This window comes from Mesorhizobium sp. WSM4308, from assembly GCF_002294905.1.
Classification (GTDB): Bacteria; Pseudomonadota; Alphaproteobacteria; order Rhizobiales; family Rhizobiaceae; genus Mesorhizobium.
Window position 1 is genome coordinate 101,750 of the sequence record NZ_NSFW01000010.1, and the last position, 17,247, is coordinate 118,996.

The 17,247-nt window shown below is 63.2% G+C and carries 17 protein-coding genes; 9 read left to right on the forward strand and 8 right to left on the reverse strand.

Features of this window, described 5'->3' with window-relative positions; genetic code table 11:
• Positions 1-58: 58 nt before the first annotated feature.
• From CK227_RS19725 to CK227_RS19740, 4 genes are all read left to right on the forward strand, one after another.
• Positions 59-1,246: an amino acid ABC transporter permease gene (locus tag CK227_RS19725; RefSeq protein ID WP_095770604.1), complete on the forward strand. Its 1,188-nt coding sequence runs from the start codon at positions 59-61 to the stop codon at positions 1,244-1,246.
• Positions 1,247-1,250: 4 nt separating this feature from the next.
• Positions 1,251-2,408: an amino acid ABC transporter permease gene (locus CK227_RS19730; protein ID WP_095770603.1), complete on the forward strand. Its 1,158-nt coding sequence runs from the start codon at positions 1,251-1,253 to the stop codon at positions 2,406-2,408.
• Between the two features lie 23 nt (positions 2,409-2,431).
• Positions 2,432-3,235 carry an amino acid ABC transporter ATP-binding protein gene (locus CK227_RS19735; protein ID WP_010915400.1) on the forward strand — a complete coding sequence of 268 codons (804 nt, stop codon included), beginning with the start codon at positions 2,432-2,434 and terminating at the stop codon, positions 3,233-3,235.
• A 93-nt stretch (positions 3,236-3,328) separates the two neighbouring features.
• Complete coding sequence (locus CK227_RS19740) at positions 3,329-3,994, forward strand: TIGR02117 family protein (RefSeq protein ID WP_095770602.1); 666 nt, start codon at positions 3,329-3,331, stop codon at positions 3,992-3,994.
• A 65-nt stretch (positions 3,995-4,059) separates the two neighbouring features.
• Here the strand turns inward: CK227_RS19740 and CK227_RS19745 are convergent, their stop codons facing one another.
• Complete coding sequence (locus tag CK227_RS19745; RefSeq protein ID WP_095770601.1) at positions 4,060-5,298, reverse strand: FAD-dependent monooxygenase; 1,239 nt, start codon at positions 5,296-5,298, stop codon at positions 4,060-4,062.
• A gap of 19 nt (positions 5,299-5,317) precedes the next feature.
• Complete coding sequence (locus tag CK227_RS19750) at positions 5,318-5,563, reverse strand: zinc-finger domain-containing protein (protein WP_015318409.1); 246 nt, start codon at positions 5,561-5,563, stop codon at positions 5,318-5,320.
• Positions 5,564-5,791: 228 nt separating this feature from the next.
• Between CK227_RS19750 and CK227_RS19755 the strand changes: the two genes are divergently transcribed.
• Both CK227_RS19755 and ppx read left to right on the forward strand, forming a co-directional pair.
• Positions 5,792-7,993 carry an RNA degradosome polyphosphate kinase gene (locus tag CK227_RS19755; RefSeq protein WP_095770600.1) on the forward strand — a complete coding sequence of 734 codons (2,202 nt, stop codon included), beginning with the start codon at positions 5,792-5,794 and terminating at the stop codon, positions 7,991-7,993.
• Complete coding sequence (gene ppx, locus CK227_RS19760) at positions 7,993-9,528, forward strand: exopolyphosphatase (protein WP_095770599.1); 1,536 nt, start codon at positions 7,993-7,995, stop codon at positions 9,526-9,528. The genes CK227_RS19755 and ppx overlap by 1 nt, the downstream gene beginning before the upstream one ends.
• A 20-nt stretch (positions 9,529-9,548) precedes the next feature.
• Here the strand turns inward: ppx and CK227_RS19765 are convergent, their stop codons facing one another.
• From CK227_RS19765 to betI, 5 genes are all read right to left on the reverse strand, one after another.
• Complete coding sequence (locus tag CK227_RS19765) at positions 9,549-9,971, reverse strand: DoxX family protein (protein WP_095770598.1); 423 nt, start codon at positions 9,969-9,971, stop codon at positions 9,549-9,551.
• A 156-nt stretch (positions 9,972-10,127) separates the two neighbouring features.
• A complete protein-coding gene (locus tag CK227_RS19770) occupies positions 10,128-10,550 on the reverse strand; it encodes a DoxX family protein (protein ID WP_095770597.1) in 423 nt (140 codons plus the stop codon).
• A gap of 177 nt (positions 10,551-10,727) precedes the next feature.
• Positions 10,728-12,125 carry a class II fumarate hydratase gene (fumC, locus tag CK227_RS19775; protein ID WP_095770919.1) on the reverse strand — a complete coding sequence of 466 codons (1,398 nt, stop codon included), beginning with the start codon at positions 12,123-12,125 and terminating at the stop codon, positions 10,728-10,730.
• A 144-nt stretch (positions 12,126-12,269) separates the two neighbouring features.
• Positions 12,270-13,043, reverse strand: a complete 774-nt coding sequence (locus tag CK227_RS19780; RefSeq protein ID WP_095770596.1) for an SDR family oxidoreductase — start codon at positions 13,041-13,043, stop codon at positions 12,270-12,272.
• A gap of 147 nt (positions 13,044-13,190) precedes the next feature.
• A complete protein-coding gene (gene betI, locus CK227_RS19785) occupies positions 13,191-13,829 on the reverse strand; it encodes a transcriptional regulator BetI (protein ID WP_095770595.1) in 639 nt (212 codons plus the stop codon).
• Between the two features lie 95 nt (positions 13,830-13,924).
• Between betI and choX the strand changes: the two genes are divergently transcribed.
• Together choX and CK227_RS19795 are read left to right on the forward strand one after the other, a co-directional pair.
• The gene (gene choX / locus CK227_RS19790) at positions 13,925-14,863 is read left to right on the forward strand and encodes a choline ABC transporter substrate-binding protein (protein WP_095770918.1); all 939 of its coding nucleotides are present in this window, start codon (positions 13,925-13,927) and stop codon (positions 14,861-14,863) included.
• Positions 14,860-15,696, forward strand: coding sequence for an alpha/beta hydrolase (locus CK227_RS19795; RefSeq protein WP_095770594.1), 837 nt, complete (start codon positions 14,860-14,862; stop codon positions 15,694-15,696). Before choX ends, CK227_RS19795 begins: the two co-directional genes overlap by 4 nt.
• Here the strand turns inward: CK227_RS19795 and CK227_RS19800 are convergent.
• Positions 15,693-16,475 (reverse strand): NIPSNAP family protein, encoded by a 783-nt coding sequence (locus CK227_RS19800; RefSeq protein ID WP_095770593.1) that lies wholly within the window; start codon positions 16,473-16,475, stop codon positions 15,693-15,695. The two genes, CK227_RS19795 and CK227_RS19800, sit on opposite strands and share 4 nt — an antisense overlap.
• Positions 16,476-16,624: 149 nt before the next feature.
• Here CK227_RS19800 and CK227_RS19805 point away from each other — a divergent pair, with 149 nt between their 5' ends.
• Positions 16,625-17,179, forward strand: coding sequence for a TetR/AcrR family transcriptional regulator (locus CK227_RS19805; RefSeq protein WP_179296319.1), 555 nt, complete (start codon positions 16,625-16,627; stop codon positions 17,177-17,179).
• The last annotated feature ends 68 nt before the right edge of the window (positions 17,180-17,247 follow it).

Consider the following 17,247-nt stretch of genomic DNA (forward strand, 5'->3'; position numbering starts at 1 on the left):
AATGTGATCCGGAAGGCAGATATCTGCCTTCCGGTTTCTCTTTTCAGGGGACGGGCACATGGCATCGCAGGAAGTTCTTCGCGAGGAGTCCAGCAGGGCTTCCTTCATCAATGACCCGAAGATACGCAGTCTCTTCTTCCAGACGCTGGTCGTCATCGTCCTGTTCGGTTCCGTCTGGTGGATCGTGCAGAACGTCATCGACAATCTGCAGCGCCTGCACATCGCCTCCGGCTTCGGCTTCCTCAGGGGACGCGCCGGATTCGACATTTCGGATACGCCGATCGCCTATACGTCGGACTCGACCTATGGCCGCGCCATCGTCGTCGGCCTGATCAACACCATCATCGTCGCCGTGGCCGGCATCATCACCGCCACAATCATCGGCTTCGTCATCGGTATCGGCCGCCTGTCGCAGAACTGGCTGATCCAGAAGATCTGCACGGTCTATGTCGAGGTCTTCCGCAACATCCCGCCGCTGCTGGTCATCTTCTTCTGGTATTCCGGCGTGCTCGCCGTGCTGCCGGCGCCGCGTGACAGCTACCATCTGCCCTTCGGCTCCTTCCTTAACCAGCGTGGCTTCTACTTTCCCCGCCCGGTCTGGGGCGAGGGCTCCTGGCTGATCGTGGTCGCCCTGCTTGTCGGTATTGCCATGGCCTGGTTCGTCGCCCGCACGGCGCGTCAGCGGCAGATGGCGACAGGCCAGCAGTTTCCGGTGCTCTGGACCTCGGTGGCGCTGATCATCGGCCTGCCATTGCTCGCCTATGTGCTGAGCGGCTTTCCGCTGAGCTTTGATCTTCCCAAACAATCGACCTTCAATCTGACCGGCGGCTTTCAGGTCAAGCCGGAGTTCCTGTCGCTTTATCTGGCGCTTTCCTGCTACACGGCGGCCTTCATCGCCGAAATCGTGCGCGCCGGCATCAGGGGCGTGAGCAAGGGCCAGACCGAGGCGGCGGCGGCACTTGGGCTGCGGTCCGGGTCGATCTTGCGGCTGGTTGTCGTGCCGCAGGCCATGCGTATCGTCATCCCGCCGCTGACCAGCCAGTATCTCAACCTGACCAAGAACTCCTCGCTGGCGATCGCCATCGGTTATCCGGACCTGACGGCGACCGCCGGCACGGTCCTGAACCAGACCGGACAGGCGGTCGAAGGTGTGCTGATCATGATGATCGCCTATCTTATACTTAGCCTGGTGACCTCGGCCGTCATGAACGTGGTCAACGCCAGAATGGCGCTGGTGGAAAGGTAGAGCCATGCAGGAACACGATATGTCCTGGGTGCGCACCGAAATGGCCTTGGCGCAGCCTGCGCCGACAAGTGTGCGCGGCCCAGTGGCCTGGGTGCGCAAGAACCTGGTCGGCACGGTCGGCGACACCATCCTGACCATCCTTGGCATCGCCATCGTTGCCTGGGTCCTGCCGCAAGTCATCAACTGGGCGTTCATCAATGCCGTGTGGACCGGGCCGGACCGCACGGTCTGTGCGACTGCCGCACAGGGCGGCATTCAGCCGGAGGGCTGGACGGGCGCCTGCTGGGCATTCGTCAACGCCAAGTTCGGCCAGTTCATGTTCGGTACCTATCCGATCGAGGAGCGCTGGCGGCCGATCCTGGTTGCCATCCTGTTCGTGGTTCTGCTGGTGCCGATGCTGATCCCGCGTGTGCCGCGCAAGGGGCTGAATGCCATCCTGCTCTTCCTGGTGCTGCCGATCGTCTCGTTCTTCCTGCTGATTGGCGGCGTGTTCGGCCTGCCGCATGTCGAGACCTCGCGCTGGGGCGGCCTGCTGGTCACACTCAGCCTGTCCTTCGTCGGCATTGCCGTGTCGTTGCCGCTGGGCACAGTGCTGGCGCTCGGCCGGCGTTCGAAAATGCCGATCATCAAGACGCTGTGCGTGATCTTCATCGAAACGGTGCGTGGCATCCCGCTGATCACCGTCCTGTTCTTCGTCAGTGTCATGCTGCCGCTGTTCCTGCCCGCGGGCGTCACTTTCGACAAGTTCCTGCGGGCGCTGATCGGCGTGTCGCTGTTTGCCGCAGCCTATATGGCTGAAGTCGTGCGTGGCGGCCTGCAGGCGATCCCCAAAGGCCAATATGAAGGCGCCGATTCACTCGGGCTCGGCTATTGGCAGAAGATGGGGCTGATCGTACTGCCGCAGGCGCTGAAGCTGGTCATTCCCGGCATCGTCAACACCTTCATCGGCATGTTCAAGGACACCAGCCTGGTCCTCATCATCTCGATGTTCGACCTGCTTGGCGTCGTCAAGCAGAACTTCTCGGACGCCAACTGGGCGACGCCGCAAACGGCCAGGTCCGGCCTGGTGTTCGCCGCCTTCGTCTTCTGGCTGTTTTGCTTCGGCATGTCGCGCTATTCAATGTACACTGAACGCCGGCTCGACACCGGCCACAAACGCTAACAAAAGAATAAGGGGACCCTGTCATGGCCACCGAAAACGCCGTCAGCGCCGAAGAGATCAAGGTCAACGCCGCCAAGATGCACATCTCGACCACCGATGTCGCCATCGACATCATCGCCATGCACAAATGGTACGGCGAGTTCCATGTGCTGAAGGATATCAACCTCAAGGTGATGCGCGGCGAGCGCATCGTCATCTGCGGCCCGTCGGGTTCCGGCAAATCGACGATGATCCGCTGCATCAACCGGCTGGAAGAGCATCAGAAGGGCAAGATCATCGTCGACGGCAAGGAACTGACCAACGATCTGAAGAAGATCGACGAGGTGCGCCGCGAGGTCGGCATGGTGTTCCAGCACTTCAACCTGTTCCCCCACTTGACCATCCTGGAGAACTGCACGCTGGCGCCGATCTGGGTGCGCAAGACACCGAAGAAGCAGGCCGAGGAAATCGCCATGCACTTCCTCAAGCGGGTCAAGATCCCGGAACAGGCCAACAAATATCCCGGCCAGCTGTCCGGCGGCCAGCAGCAGCGCGTGGCCATCGCACGTTCGCTGTGCATGAACCCACGCATCATGCTGTTCGACGAGCCCACATCGGCGCTCGACCCGGAAATGATCAAGGAAGTGCTGGAGACGATGGTCGGTCTGGCCGAAGAAGGCATGACCATGCTGTGCGTCACCCACGAAATGGGCTTTGCGCGGAAAGTCGCCAACCGCGTGATCTTCATGGATCAGGGCCAGATCGTCGAGCAGAACACGCCGGCCGAGTTCTTCGACCACCCGCGCCACGAGCGCACGAAACTGTTCCTCAGTCAGATCCTGCACTGAGCGGTTCCACACCGAGCGCAAGAGCCCGGCCGCAATGCGGCCGGGCTCTTTGCTTGTGGATCGGCTGATGCGGTTGGCGGCGGGGCGTCATCGATGAGAAAAGTCCTGCGTTTCCTCTTCATGGTGCTGGCCGCGATCGTGCTTGCGGCGACCCTCGGCACGCTGGTGCCGCGCCCGCTCTGGCCGGCGGCGTCGGCGGGCGAGGGCACGCGGCATATACTGGTGCTGAAGAACCCGATCCATACCGATATCGCCATTCCGGCGGACGCCGCCATACGCAAGCGCTTCCACTTCCTGGCAGAAGCCGGGCTGCCGTCCGATGCGCCGGAAGTGCGCTACATCGTCTTCGGTTGGGGCGGCCGCGCCTTCTATCTGGAAACACCGACATGGTCCGAGCTCAAGGCCGTTCCGGTGATGAAGGCGCTGACCCTCGACGCCTCGGTCATGCATGTGGATGTCGCTGGCGCTATCGTCGAACCGCATCCCGATGTTGCCGGCTTCGACATTGGTGATGATCAGTTCGCGGCGCTGCTCGATTTCATCGAAGCCAGTTTTCAGCAGGGGCCTGGCGGCCCGATCGTTATCGAGAATGCGGCCTACTCCAGCTTCGACCGCTTCTATGAGGCGAACGGCCATTTCAATGCGGTGGTCGGCTGCAACACCTGGACCGCCGCAGCGTTGCGTACCGCCGGCCTGCGCACCGGCTGGTGGAACCCGCTGCCGGTGTCGCTGGGATGGTCGATGCGGCTGTACAATTGAGACTCCGCGATGGTTCCAAGATCTGGCGCTGGCGCCAAAGCTATCCGGTTCTATTGCCTCGACACCTACCGCCTGACGACCTTCGGTTCCTCCCAACCATAAAGCCAGTCGAGGTCGGCAGCGAGCTTCTCCGCCGGCTGCGTCGCCAGCACGAGGTTGCGGGCCAGCGCCACCGGGCCTCGGGCGTGCCAGGCAAGCCGGTTGAGCGCGCCACGCTTAAGGACCTTCTCCACGCGCGGTCGCCGGAGATTTTCCCAGATGGTGAGGCTTTGGCGCGGATCGGCGCGAAAGTCGGCGACCAGCGTGGCAAGCGTCGCGGCATCCTCGATTGCCATTGCCGCGCCCTGCGCGGCGAACGGCGTCATCGCATGCGCGGCATCGCCGATCAGCGCAATGCCGGTTGGCATTGTCCAGGGCTGCTTCTGCTCCACGGTGTGCAGCGGCCAGGTCAACCATGGGCCGGCCATTTCCACCAGCTTGACGAGTCCTGGCGCGGTGCCGCGCATGGCGGCAGACAGGATGCCGGGATCGGCACGGCCGGACCAGCCCTCGGCGATGCGCTCGCCTTTGGTGAAGGCGACGAGATTGAAGGCGTCGCCCTTGCTGACGGGATAGGCGACCATATGGAACCCCGGATACAGGAAAGTCGTGACGCAATCGGCCGCGCCGATGGCGGCAAAGGCTTGCCCGGCGCTGCTGTCGGCCGCAACGGTGGTGCGCCAGGCCAGCTCTCCCGAAAAACGGCTTCTTGGCGATGCCATCCTTTTTGCATCGACAAGCCCGCGCACCGACGACCAGACGCCATCGGCGCCGACCAGCAAGGAGCCCTGTTCCTCTGCCGTCTTGCCGCCGATCTCGACGGTCGCCGTGATACCATGGCCGCCAGTCGCAATTTTTTCGACGCGCGCCCCGAGCGTGAGATGGATATCAGGCATCTCTGCCACACACGCCATCAGCGCAGTCTGCAGGTCGGCGCGATGGGCGACGAGATAGGGAGCGCCCCAGCGACTTTCACCTGATTGTCCCAACGGCACACGCGCCAATTGGCGTAACGTCCTGGCATCCCTCAGCACCACGGCCTCTGGTCGCACCGTCGCCGGCAGCAGCCGGTCGAGCACGCCGAGGTCACGCAGGATGCGTGTGGCGTTGGGAGAAAGTTGGAGGCCGGCGCCTACGGCTTCCAGGCGCGGCGCTTGCTCGAACACCTGCACGCGATAGCCGCGTTTGGCAAAAGCAAGTGCGGCAGTCAGCCCTGCGACGCCCGCTCCGGCGATGACGATTTGCCGGGAGCGCTGGTCGTCCATCAGGTCCGTCGGGAAAGAATCAAGCGGCCTGGTCGATGTAAAGGCAGCCTGCCGGCAGCGTTTCCGTTGCCTTCAGCTTCGGCGAATAGCGGTAAAGCGTCGAGCAATAGGGGCAGACTTTTTCATTGTCGTCGCCCATGTCGAGAAACACATGCGGGTGGTCGAAAGGCGGATTGGCGCCCGTGCACATGAATTCCTTGACCCCGATGTCGATCGCCGGATGGCCGGCATCGTTCTGGAAATGGGGAATGGAACCGCCTGCCATCGTCGTCTCCTTAACGCAGTCTCGCATGCATCTGGATCATAACAGGTCTCTTTGCAAGATCGATGAAATGAAACTGTCGCAAAACCCTGTCAGAGGATAAGTTGAGCCGGTTAAGCGTGTGACCGCGGATGCCAAGCGATTCCGCGACTGATCACGCTTCACGAAGGCATGTTTGAGCGTTCATCGTCGTCTGGCGGCGCTCCAAGGGAACGGTTGTGGGCAGGGACAATGAACGAACTGAAGCCGGTGCAGAGCGAATTCGTCAATGTCGAGGTGGCCAATTCAGAGGGCGGCAACCCGGATCGCTTCGTCAACCGGGAGTTTTCCTGGCTGCAATTCAATCGCCGCGTTCTCGAGGAATCGCTGAACACCCACCATCCGCTGCTGGAACGCGTCCGCTTCCTGTCGATCTCCGCCGCCAATCTCGATGAATTCTTCATGGTGCGTGTCGCCGGCCTCGCCGGCCAGGTGCGCGAAGGCATTACGCTGAAAAGCCCTGACGGCCGCACCCCCGAACAGCAGCTCGAACAGCTGCTGCGCGAGGTCGAGCGGCTGCAGGAAGACCAGCAGAAGAGCCTTTCGGCGCTTACCGTGCTGCTCAACAAGGAAGGCATTGAGAGCATCACGCGCGATGCGCTGACCAAGGACGAGAAGGTCTGGCTGGAAGAGCATTTCCAGGACCAGGTGTTTCCGGTGCTTACCCCGCTGTCGATCGACCCGGCGCATCCGTTCCCGTTCATTCCCAATCTCGGCTTCTCGATGGCGCTGCAGCTACGCCACCGCAAGAATGGCGAGGAGATGAGCGCGCTCTTGCGTCTGCCGGTGGCGCTGAAGCGCTTCATCCGGCTTCCCGATCGCAAGCACCATGTCCGCTTCATCCCGCTTGAGGAGGCGGTCGGTCTCTATATCGGCAAGCTGTTTCCGGGTTATGAGGTCAAGGGTTCCGGCACATTCCGCATCATCCGCGACAGCGATATCGAGGTCGAGGAGGAATCAGAAGATCTGGTGCGCCTGTTCGAGACGGCGCTGAAGCGCCGCCGCCGCGGCTCGGTGATCCGCATCGAGTTCGACAGGCTGATGCCTGCGGAACTGCGCGATTTCGTGGCCGGTGAGCTCGGCGTCTCGTCCAGCCGCATCAGCGTGCTGACCGGTCCGCTGGCGCTCAGCCAGATCTCCGAGATCGTCTCCGTCCCCCGCGACGACCTGAAGTTCACCCCCTACAATCCGCGCTTTCCTGAGCGTATCCGCGAGCATGGCGGCGACTGCTTTGCCGCTATCCGCGAGAAGGACATCATCGTCCACCACCCCTACGAATCCTTCGACGTCGTCGTGCAGTTCCTGCGCCAGGCGATGGCCGATCCGGAAGTGGTGGCGATCAAGCAGACGCTTTACCGAACCTCCAACGACAGCCCGATCGTGCGCGCGCTGGTCGACGCGGCCGAAGCCGGCAAGTCGGTGACCGCGTTGGTCGAGCTTAAGGCGCGTTTCGACGAGGAGGCCAACATCCGCTGGGCGCGCGACCTCGAGCGCGCCGGCGTGCAGGTCGTGTTCGGGTTCCTCGAGTTGAAGACCCACGCGAAAATGTCGCTGGTGGTGCGGCGCGAGGATGGCAAGCTGCGCAACTACGTGCATCTGGGCACCGGCAACTACCATCCGGTCACCGCGCGCATCTACACCGACCTGTCCTTCTTCACCACCGATCCGACGATCGCCCGCGACGTCGCCCAGCTGTTCAATTTCATCACCGGTTATGCCGAGCCGACCGCCGAAATGCGGCTGGCTATCTCGCCATTCACGCTGCGCAACCGCATCCTGCAGCACATTTCCGACGAAGTCGCGCATGCGCTGGAGGGAAAGCCGGCGCGCATCTGGATGAAGATGAACGCGCTGGTCGACCCGATCATCATCGACGCGCTCTATGATGCCAGCCGCGCCGGGGTCGAGATCGACCTCGTCGTGCGCGGCATATGCTGCCTGCGGCCGCAGGTGCCGGGCCTGTCGGAAAACATCAGGGTCAAGTCGATCGTCGGCCGCTTCCTCGAACACAGCCGTATCTATTGTTTTGGCAATGGCTATGGCCTGCCCTCGGACGAGGCGATCGTCTACATCTCCTCCGCCGACCTGATGCCGCGCAATCTCGACCGTCGCGTCGAGACCATGGTGCCGATCATCAATCCAACTGTGCATGAACAGGTTTTGGGCCAGATCATGCTGGGCAACATCATGGACAATCAGCAAAGTTTCGACGTATTGGCTGATGGAACCTCCCGGCGCGTGGTGCTGGAAGAGGGCGAGGAACCGTTCAACGCGCAGGAATATTTCATGACCAATCCGAGCCTGTCGGGACGGGGTGACGCGCTGAAGTCGCATGCGCCCAAGCGCATTGCGCAGTTCAAGCGCCGCAAGAAGAACGCTGCAGCGTCCACCTGATGCTGTCTGATTCCCAGGGCCGGCTGCAGGACCGCCGACCGCTATCCATCATCGACATCGGGTCGAATTCGATTCGCCTCGTCGTCTATGAAGGGCTGGCGCGCTCGCCGACCATGCTGTTCAACGAAAAGATGCTCGCCGGTCTTGGCCGCGGCATCGTTTCGACCGGAAAGCTCGACCCCGAGGCGGTGACCCGCTCGATGGAAGAGTTCCGCCGCTTTCGCGCGCTGTCCGATCAGGCTGGCGCCGAGCATATTTATGTCCTGGCCACCGCCGCGGCGCGCGAGGCGATCAACGGTCCGGATTTCATCCATCGCGCCGAAGAGGTCCTCAGGACCGAGATCCGCGTGATCAGCGGGCGCCAGGAGGCCTATTATTCGGCCCTCGGCGTCATCTCCGGTTTCCACCCGGCCAATGGCATCGCCGGCGATCTGGGCGGCGGCAGTCTCGAACTGGTCGACGTCAATGGCGAGGCGATCGGCGACGGCATCACGCTGCCGCTCGGTGGCCTGCGCCTGCAGGACATGGCGAAGAACTCGCTTGCCCAGGCACAGAAGATCGCGCGCGACGAACTGGCGCGCGCCAAGCTGTTGAAAGGCGGGCAGGGCCGGCCCTTCTACGCCGTCGGCGGCACCTGGCGAAACCTCGCCCGCCTGCACATGGAGATGACCAACTACCCGCTTGGCGTCATGCACCACTACGAGATGTCGGCCGACAGCGCGACGAATTTTCTCAAACAGGTGGCCAAAGCCGAGATCGAGAAGGTCAAGGGGATCGAGGGCGTCTCGAAGAACCGCCGCTCGCTGCTGCCCTATGGCGCCATAGTGCTGCAGGAGATCATGGCTGCGATGCAGCCGTCGAAGATCATCGTCTCGGCGCTCGGCGTGCGCGAAGGTTTTCTCTATTCGCTGCTCGACGAGGCCGAGCAGAAGGCCGATCCGTTGATCTCGGCGTCCGAGGAACTCGCCCGTTTGCGCTCGCGCTCGGTCACCCATGCGCATGAATTGGTCGACTGGACTGCCAAATCCTTCGCCGCCTTCGGTATCGACGAGACCGAGGACGAGGCGCGCTACCGCCACGCCGCCGCATTGCTGGCCGACATCGGCTGGCGCGCGCACCCGGAATATCGCGGCAGGCAATCGCTCAACATCATCGCGCACGCCTCTTTCTTCGGCGTCGACCATCCCGGCCGTGCCTTCCTGGCTTTGGCCAACGCCTATCGTCACGACGGCATCTTCAACGAATCCATCGCACCTGAAATCAAGGCGCTGGCTACGCCGCGCTATCTCGAGCGGGCTCGCGTGCTGGCGGCGATGATGCGGGTGGTCTACCTGCTGACGGCCTCGATGCCCGGCATCATGCCCAGGCTGAAATGGGAGCAACGCGCCAACGGCGTGCTGGCGCTGGTGCTGCCGGCATCGCTCTCAGATCTCTACGGCGAGCGGCCGGCCGGCCGCCTAGCGCAGCTGGCGCGGATCACCAACCGAAGGCTCGTGCTGGCCGTGGAGGGTGGACCGAGCGTGTCGGTCAAATAGGGCGTTCTGCTGACCGAGGCTCAGGTTACGTCCGCACCGATAGCGAAACCGCGACCGTCGGCCGACCAAGTGCCGGCACCGGCCATCGCCAGCGCCAGGAAGCCGCCTGATATGGCAATGTCCTTCATCAGCATCTGCTGGTGAAGGAAGGCGAGTGTCGCATCGCCGGCCCCTTGGCCGTGATGGCCGATGAAGCCGGCAACGACGCAGAAGGCCGCCAAGAGCAGCGCCACGATCCGGGTCTGAAAGCCGATGAGGATCAGCAAGCCGGCGACCAACTCGAACAGGCCCGTGCCCCAGGCGGCGAGCGTCGGCAGCGGCAGGCCGAGGCCGGCAAAATAATCGGATGTGCCGGCAATGTTGGCGAGCGCCTGGAAGCCGGATGGTACGAACAGCACGGCAAACAGCAGTCGCGAAACCAGAAGCAATGCATCGCGGGTCATGGCCACCTCCCTTGCCGGCGCCCTTTTGGGCTCGAGCCGGCTGCCTCGAAGTCTACGCCTGTGAGGCCTCCGCCGAAACCGGACCGGCTATTCCGGACAACGAAAAAGCGGCGCGGAAAATTCCGCGCCGCTTCTGTCGAGGCCTGGGAGGAAAGTTCAGCCGCGCTTGGCGTCGATCGAATAGGCGCCGGCGCCCGATGAAGCCAGCAGCAGGAAGCCGCCGGTGATGGCGAGGTTCTTGAGGAACTGGATCATCTGCATCTGGTCGGCCCAGCCGGTATGGGCGACCAGCCCGGTGGCGACGGTGAAGATCGCGAGCACCCAGGCGGCGACACGGGTCTGGAAACCGACGAGGATGGCGAGGCCGCCGAGTAGTTCAATCAAGCCGACGACCACAGCCGTTATGGTCGGAACGGGCAGGCCGAGGCCGCCAAAGTAGGCAGCAGTGCCAGAAATGGCGGTGAGCTTGCCGAAACCGGAAAGCAGGAAAATGACCGCGAGCAGGATGCGGCCGAGCAGGATGGTGACAGAGCTGTTGGACGCGGTGCCGGCGCCGGCGGCGGAAGTGTTGATGGACATGGTGTCTCTCCGAATGGGTTGAATGACCCTCAGATAGACGATAGCGACTGTTCACCAAAGCCGCCGATGCGGCGACACATTGTTCACAGGCTATACATTTCCGTGAACGGCGAAAAGGCGCGAAATTCGTGTCGGGTGATGCGGAGGCGGGAGCAAATTCTCCCGCCGAAAAGCACCTTACCCCGGATGCGTCATGTCCTCCGGCCGCACCAGCCGGTCATAATCGGCCTCGCTGACCAGCCCGGTGGCCAGCGCTTCCTCGCGTAGCGTGGTGCCGTTCTTGTGCGCCGTCTTGGCGATCTTGGCGGCGTTGTCGTAACCGATGGTGGGCGCAAGCGCCGTCACCAGCATCAGCGAGCGGTCGAGCGCCGCCTTGATGTTGTCCTCACGGGCCTCGATGCCGACGACGCAATTGTCGGTGAAGGAGACCGACGCATCGGCAAGCAACTGCACCGACTGCAGGAAGTTGTAGGCCATCAGCGGATTGTAGACATTGAGCTCGAAATGGCCCTGGCTGCCGGCGAAGGTCAGCGCCGCATTGTTGCCGAACACCTGCACGCAGACCTGCGTCATCGCCTCGCACTGCGTCGGATTGACCTTGCCCGGCATGATCGACGAGCCGGGTTCGTTTTCCGGCAGCGACAATTCGCCAAGGCCCGAGCGCGGGCCTGAACCGAGGAAGCGGATGTCGTTGGCGATCTTGAAGAGTGCTGCCGCCGCCGCGTTGATGGCGCCGTGCGAGAACACCATGGAATCATGTGCCGCGAGCGCCTCGAACTTGTTCGGCGCGGTGACGAAGGCGATGCCGGTGATGGCGGCGATGCGATCGGCCACCCGCTCGGCGAAGCCGACCGGTGCGTTGAGGCCGGTGCCGACGGCGGTGCCGCCTTGCGCCAGTTCCTGCAGGCCGGGCAGTGTCATTTCGATGCGCTTGATCGAGGAGGCGACCTGCGCGGCATAGCCGGAAAATTCCTGGCCCAGCGTCAGCGGCGTGGCGTCCTGCGTGTGGGTGCGGCCGATCTTGATGATGTGGTTGAAGGCCCGGGCCTTGGCGTCCAGCGCCTTGTGCAGGTGCTTCAGAGCCGGCAGCAAATCGTGCACGATGCGCTCGGCGCAGGCGATGTGCATGGCCGTCGGATAGGTGTCGTTCGACGACTGGCTCATATTGACGTGGTCGTTGGGATGCACCGGCTTCTTCGAGCCCATGGCGCCGCCCAGCATCTCGATCGCCCGGTTGGAGATCACCTCATTGGCGTTCATGTTGGACTGCGTGCCCGAGCCGGTTTGCCAGACAACCAGTGGGAAATGGTCGTTGAGCTTGCCGTCGATAACCTCTTGCGCGGCCGCGATGATCGACTTGCCGATCGCCGGATCGAGCCGCTTCAACTCCATATTTGCTTCCGCCGCCGCCCGCTTGACGATGCCCAGCGCGCGCACGATCGATGCCGGCTGCTTTTCCCAGCCGATCTTGAAATTGCCCAGGGAACGCTGCGCCTGCGCGCCCCAATAACGGTCGGCGGCAACCTCGATGGGGCCGAACGTATCGGTTTCGGTTCTGGTCTTTGCAGCGGTCACGGGTCTCTCCTTGTCGAAGTCGGCAACGGCGTATCGCGTTGCACAAATGGCTTCAAGCGGAGATTGCGGGTGGGCCGGATGCAAATCGGTTGAAGATGGGCGCATCTCCCATCTCCCCTTGCCGGAGAAGGGAAAGGGCGCATCTCACCCCACCGTATACCCGCCGTCGATCGCGAAGATCCCGCCGCTCGTCCAGGCCGCCTCGTCGCTGGCGAGATAAACCGCCATCCCGGCGAGGTCGTCCGGGCGGCCGATGCGGCCCAGCGGATAGCTGCGTTCGACATAGGCATTCAGCTCGGCCTTTGCCTCCGCTGGCAGGTTGTCGACGGTCTTGCGCCGCATGGCGGTGTCGACCGTGCCGGGCGCGATGGCGTTGACGCGGATGCCGCGCGGGCCGAGCTCGAAGGCCAGCGATTTGCTCAGCGAGTTCAACGCGCCCTTGGACAGGGAATAGAGGCTCGATGGCCGCTTCGGGATCATCTTGCTGGCGAAATAGGAAGAGATGTTGATGATGGATGCACCGGCGCCGAAATGCGGCAGCAGCCCCTGGGTGAGGAAGAACGGCGCCGTCACATTGAGCGCGAAGGAGTGCTGGAACTGCGCCTCGCTGACGCTCTCGAACGGCAGGAGGTAGGCGACAGCGGCATTGTTGACGAGAACGTCGAGCGGCTGGCCGGTCCCTTTCACGTGTTCGACAACAGTTGCGATGCCGGAGCTGGCGGCAAGATCTGCGGATAGCGTCTCCACCGCGCCGGGCGAGCCGAGAGCTGTCAGCTTCTGACGCGCGGCGTCGAGCTTGCCGGCGTCGCGGCCGGCGATCAGCACATCGGCGCCCTCGCGCAGGAACGCCTCGGCGATTGCCAGGCCGATGCCGTCCGAGCCGCCGGTCACCAGCGTGCGCTTGTCCAGAAGTCTCATTGGGCACTCCGAGGTCGCCTTGGCCAATGCCAGAGCACTGCATAGTCGCGGCCCTGGTCAAGCAGCCGGCCTATCCCAAGGTATGAACTTCGCAGGTTGCCGATGCTCGGATGGGACAGTGCGCCCAGCTGGCAGGCCAGGGCAAGTCTACGCGCCGACGGTTGCAGGTTGGTGCATGGCCAGGCGCGCGGCAACGAAATCCTTGACCTGGCGGATCGCCTGTTCGCGCGAGACGCTGCCTGGTTCCAGGCCGAGCCGCAGCCAAAGCCCGTCGATCAGCGCGGTGACGCCAAGCGCGATGTCGCCGGCATCGCTGGGCGAGGCAAGGCCGTGCAGGCCGGACAACAGGTTCGAACGCATGCGCGCGTGCAGCACCTTCTGGATACGCGCCAGCTTCTCGTCGCGCGGCACCTCGGCGCACAGCGAAAGCCAGGCATGGCAAAGCGGCGGCAGGAACAGATGTTGCTCGAAATTGCCGTCGATCACCGCGTCGAGCCGCTCCATCGGCGTGCGCGCCTGGCGAAGCCGGGCGACGACGGCGTCGCGCAGCACGGTGTTGGCCTCCCGCATCGCATGCTCGAACAATTCCTGCTTGTTGCGGAAATAGTGCAGCACGATGCCCTTGGAGGCGCCGGCGTGGGCGGCCACCTTTTCCAGAGTAGCACCCGCAATGCCTTCGCGCTCCAGCACCGCGAAGGCAGCCTGCCGCAACTCCTTGCGGCGTATGTCGCTGAGGCGCTTGAGTTTCACGGCTTCCATCCAGGCGTTGCGAATCCATGTTGACATTTTCGTCCGCTCAGATCAACAATTGACCAGTGGGACAATAAAAAGACCAATTGGTCAATCCAACGATGGCGACCGTGATGACGAGGAGAATCGAAATGGTCCGCATGCTTGCAAATGGCGTCTGTCTTGCAGCCCTGATGTTGGGCGTTCATATGGCTCAGGCGGCCGAGGCCGAGCAGTGCAGGGCGGTCCGCATGGCCGAACCGGGCTGGAACGATCTTGCCTTCACCACTGGCGTCGCCAACGTCCTGCTCGATGCGCTCGGCTACCAGCCGCAAAGCTCGGTGCTGGGCATCAACGTCATCTACGAAGGCATGAAGAACAACGACCTGGACTTGTTCCTCGGCTATTGGGACCCCGCCATGGTCACCTACTACGAACCCTACAAGAAGGATGGCTCGGTCGAGAATGTCCGCGTCAATCTCGAAGGCGCCAAATACACCTTCGCCGTTCCGACCTATGTCTGGGATGCCGGCGTCAAGGATTTTGCCGACCTGCACAAATTCGCCGACAAGTTCGGCAAGAAGATGTACGGCATCGAGCCCGGTTCCAACCAGTTGATGATGGATGCCATCGCCGACCCGTCGCTCGGTCTTGATGGCTGGCACGTGGTCGAGTCGAGCGAGGCCGGAATGCTTTCCGAGGTCGGCTATGAGATCAAGGAAAAGCAGTTCATCGTCTTCCAGGGCTGGGCCCCGCATCCGATGAACACCATGTACGATTTCAAATATCTGACTGGCGGCGACAAGTTCTTCGGTCCGAATTTTGGCGCGGCAACGGTGACGACGCAGGTCCGCAAGGGCTATCTGCAGCAATGCCCCAATGTAGCGCAGTTCCTCAGGAATCTCGCCTTCGACATCGATTTCGAGAATGTCGGCATGGGCTATCTCATCAATGACGGCATGAAGCCGGAGGACGGGGCGCTGAAGGCGATCACGGCGAACAAGAGCCGCCTCGACGCCTGGCTCGCCGGCGTCACCACCTTCGACGGCAAGCCCGGCCTTGCAGCCGTCAAGGAGAAACTCGGCCTTTGACATCGGTCACGCTGGAAGCGGCCTCGGATCCCTGCGCGGAGCAGAATGCCTGGGCCGGCCGCAAGCAATTCATCAATTGCGGCGGCCTCGAGATGGCCTATGTCGAGATATCAGGCGCCGAACCGGCGCTGGTTCTTGTGCACGGCTTCACCGACACCAGCCGCAGCTTTTCGCTCTTGGCGCCGCATCTGGCCGGCCGCCGGCTGATCATGCCCGACCTGCGCGGCCATGGCGCCTCGCCGGCGGGCAAGGGCTTCGGCATCGCCGACTTTGCCGATGACATTGCGGGCCTGATCCGGCATTTGCACCTCGATCGGCCCGTTGTGGTCGGCCATTCGCTGGGCGCCATGGCGGCCGTCGCCTTGGCTGCGCGGCACAACGACCTCATCGCCGGAATGGTGGTGATGGCCGGCACGTTGAAACCCGATTTCGCATCGGATCATCCCCTGGTCGCGGGGGTGCAGGCTCTGCGCGATCCGATATCGCCGACCGACCCGTTCTATGACTGGTGGCATGACTGCCGGCCCGGCGTGCCCCAGCCGTTTCTCGCCTGCCTGGCGAAAGACGCATCGGCCATGCCCGCGGCGCGCTGGCGCGCCATCGTGGACGAGATCCGCCGCGCCGACCTGACAACTGCGGCACAGGGAGTGCGAACCCAAACACTGATCATCGCCGGCGCGTGCGACCCGCTGTTCGGCGATGAGCACCAACAGGCGCTGTCGCGTTGCCTGTCGGAGGCACGCCTCGTGCGTGCCGAGGCGTGCGGCCACAATCCGCATTGGGAGGACCCGGCCTTTGTCGCGCGGGCCATCACCGGGGCATTCGACGCCTAGCGCCCAACCAGGGATCGCGACGTGGGCGACAGCCGCAAGGTCTCGGTTGGTTTGGTCAGATCAAGCTGAACTGCCCGCAAAAAGCGCTGCCATGCCGGCGCGGCGGCGAGGGCGGCTTCCTGGCTTGCATGCGCCTCGGCGCTGTCGAACCGGGCGACGGAAACGAAGACGTTCTCGCTGGCCCGCACCGGCAGCCGCGGAAAACTGTTTTCGGCATGTTCGGTGACAAAGGCGGCGAGGAGGCGCACGCCGGGCGCCTTCATCAAGGGCGCCGCCTCCGCCGCGAACCGACTGGCGAATTCGGCCTCAGCTCCTGATCGCAAGTGGTGAATTCGGACGACAACAACACCGCCCAAACGGTTCTCATTGCTGGAGTTTTCGTGCTCGGCAGAAAGCGGCCGCTGAAGTCCTGACAGGTCGAAGCCGGCGCTCGGCCATACCGGCTTCAGCAGCAGCACATCGTCCGAATCGATCATCGTCGCATTGGCCGCGTCGCGGTGCGCCGCCCAGATCGTGCCGTCGTAGAAGGCGGCCAGCGCCTCCTTGCGTGTGTCCATGCTGTCGAAGCCGCGCAGCCAGACGAACATGTCCGGACGGTCCAGATCGCGGAACTGGCCGATGATGGTCATTCCAGCCGCCTCCTGGCTTTCGATGAACTCGCGGTCAAACAGGGCAATCAATGTTTCGCGCTGCCCGGGCCTCAACGTGTACTGCCGCAATTCGACGACGGGCGAGGCAAGCATTGCAGCCTGCGGAGCGGCGTTCAGGGGCAGGTTCATCGGAAGTCTCCAAAAAACAGGGTGATCATCCTGTTTATAAACAAACCGGTTGTCCTGTTTTGTCAACATGCTATTCTCTCGCTATGTCAGCAGAGACGACCATTCGATCTGGCCCAAGGCCACGAAAGCGCGTCAACGACCCCGAGGGCATGCGCTGCAAAGTGCTCGACGTCGCCGAGGTCGCGTTCCAGGCGCGCGGCTATCACGCGACCAGCTTCGGCGATCTCATGACAGCGGCAGGGGTCAGCGGCGGCGCATTGCATCATCACTTCCCGACCAAGAAGGCGCTGGCCCTGGCGGTGATCGAAGAGCGTGTGGCGGCAGCGGTCGAGGCGACATGGATCGCGCCGGTAGTGGCAGCGGTTTCGGCACGCGAAGGAGTGCGGGCTGTGTTCGAGGCTGTCGCGGCGGAACTGGAACAGCAGGGTTTCGTGCGCGGCTGCCCGCTCAACAATCTGGCGCATGAACTGTCGCTCGCCGATCCGGATTTCCGCGCTGCCCTTGCCGGCATCTTTGCGGCATGGCGCCAGGCGATCGCCGACAAGATCAAAGCCGACCAGCAGGAAGGCAGGGAGCAAGGCACCGATCCCCAGCATTTTGCGGCACTTGCCGTCGCCAGCTATTCCGGCGCCATGTCGATGGCCAAGACGGCGCAGGACGCGACCATGCTGCGCGACTGTCTGGCGGCACTCGGCCAAGCCTGAGCCGCAGCTAGGCGTGCTTGATGATGGCGTTCGGGGGCGGACCAACCGAGCCGTGCTCGAAGATCGAT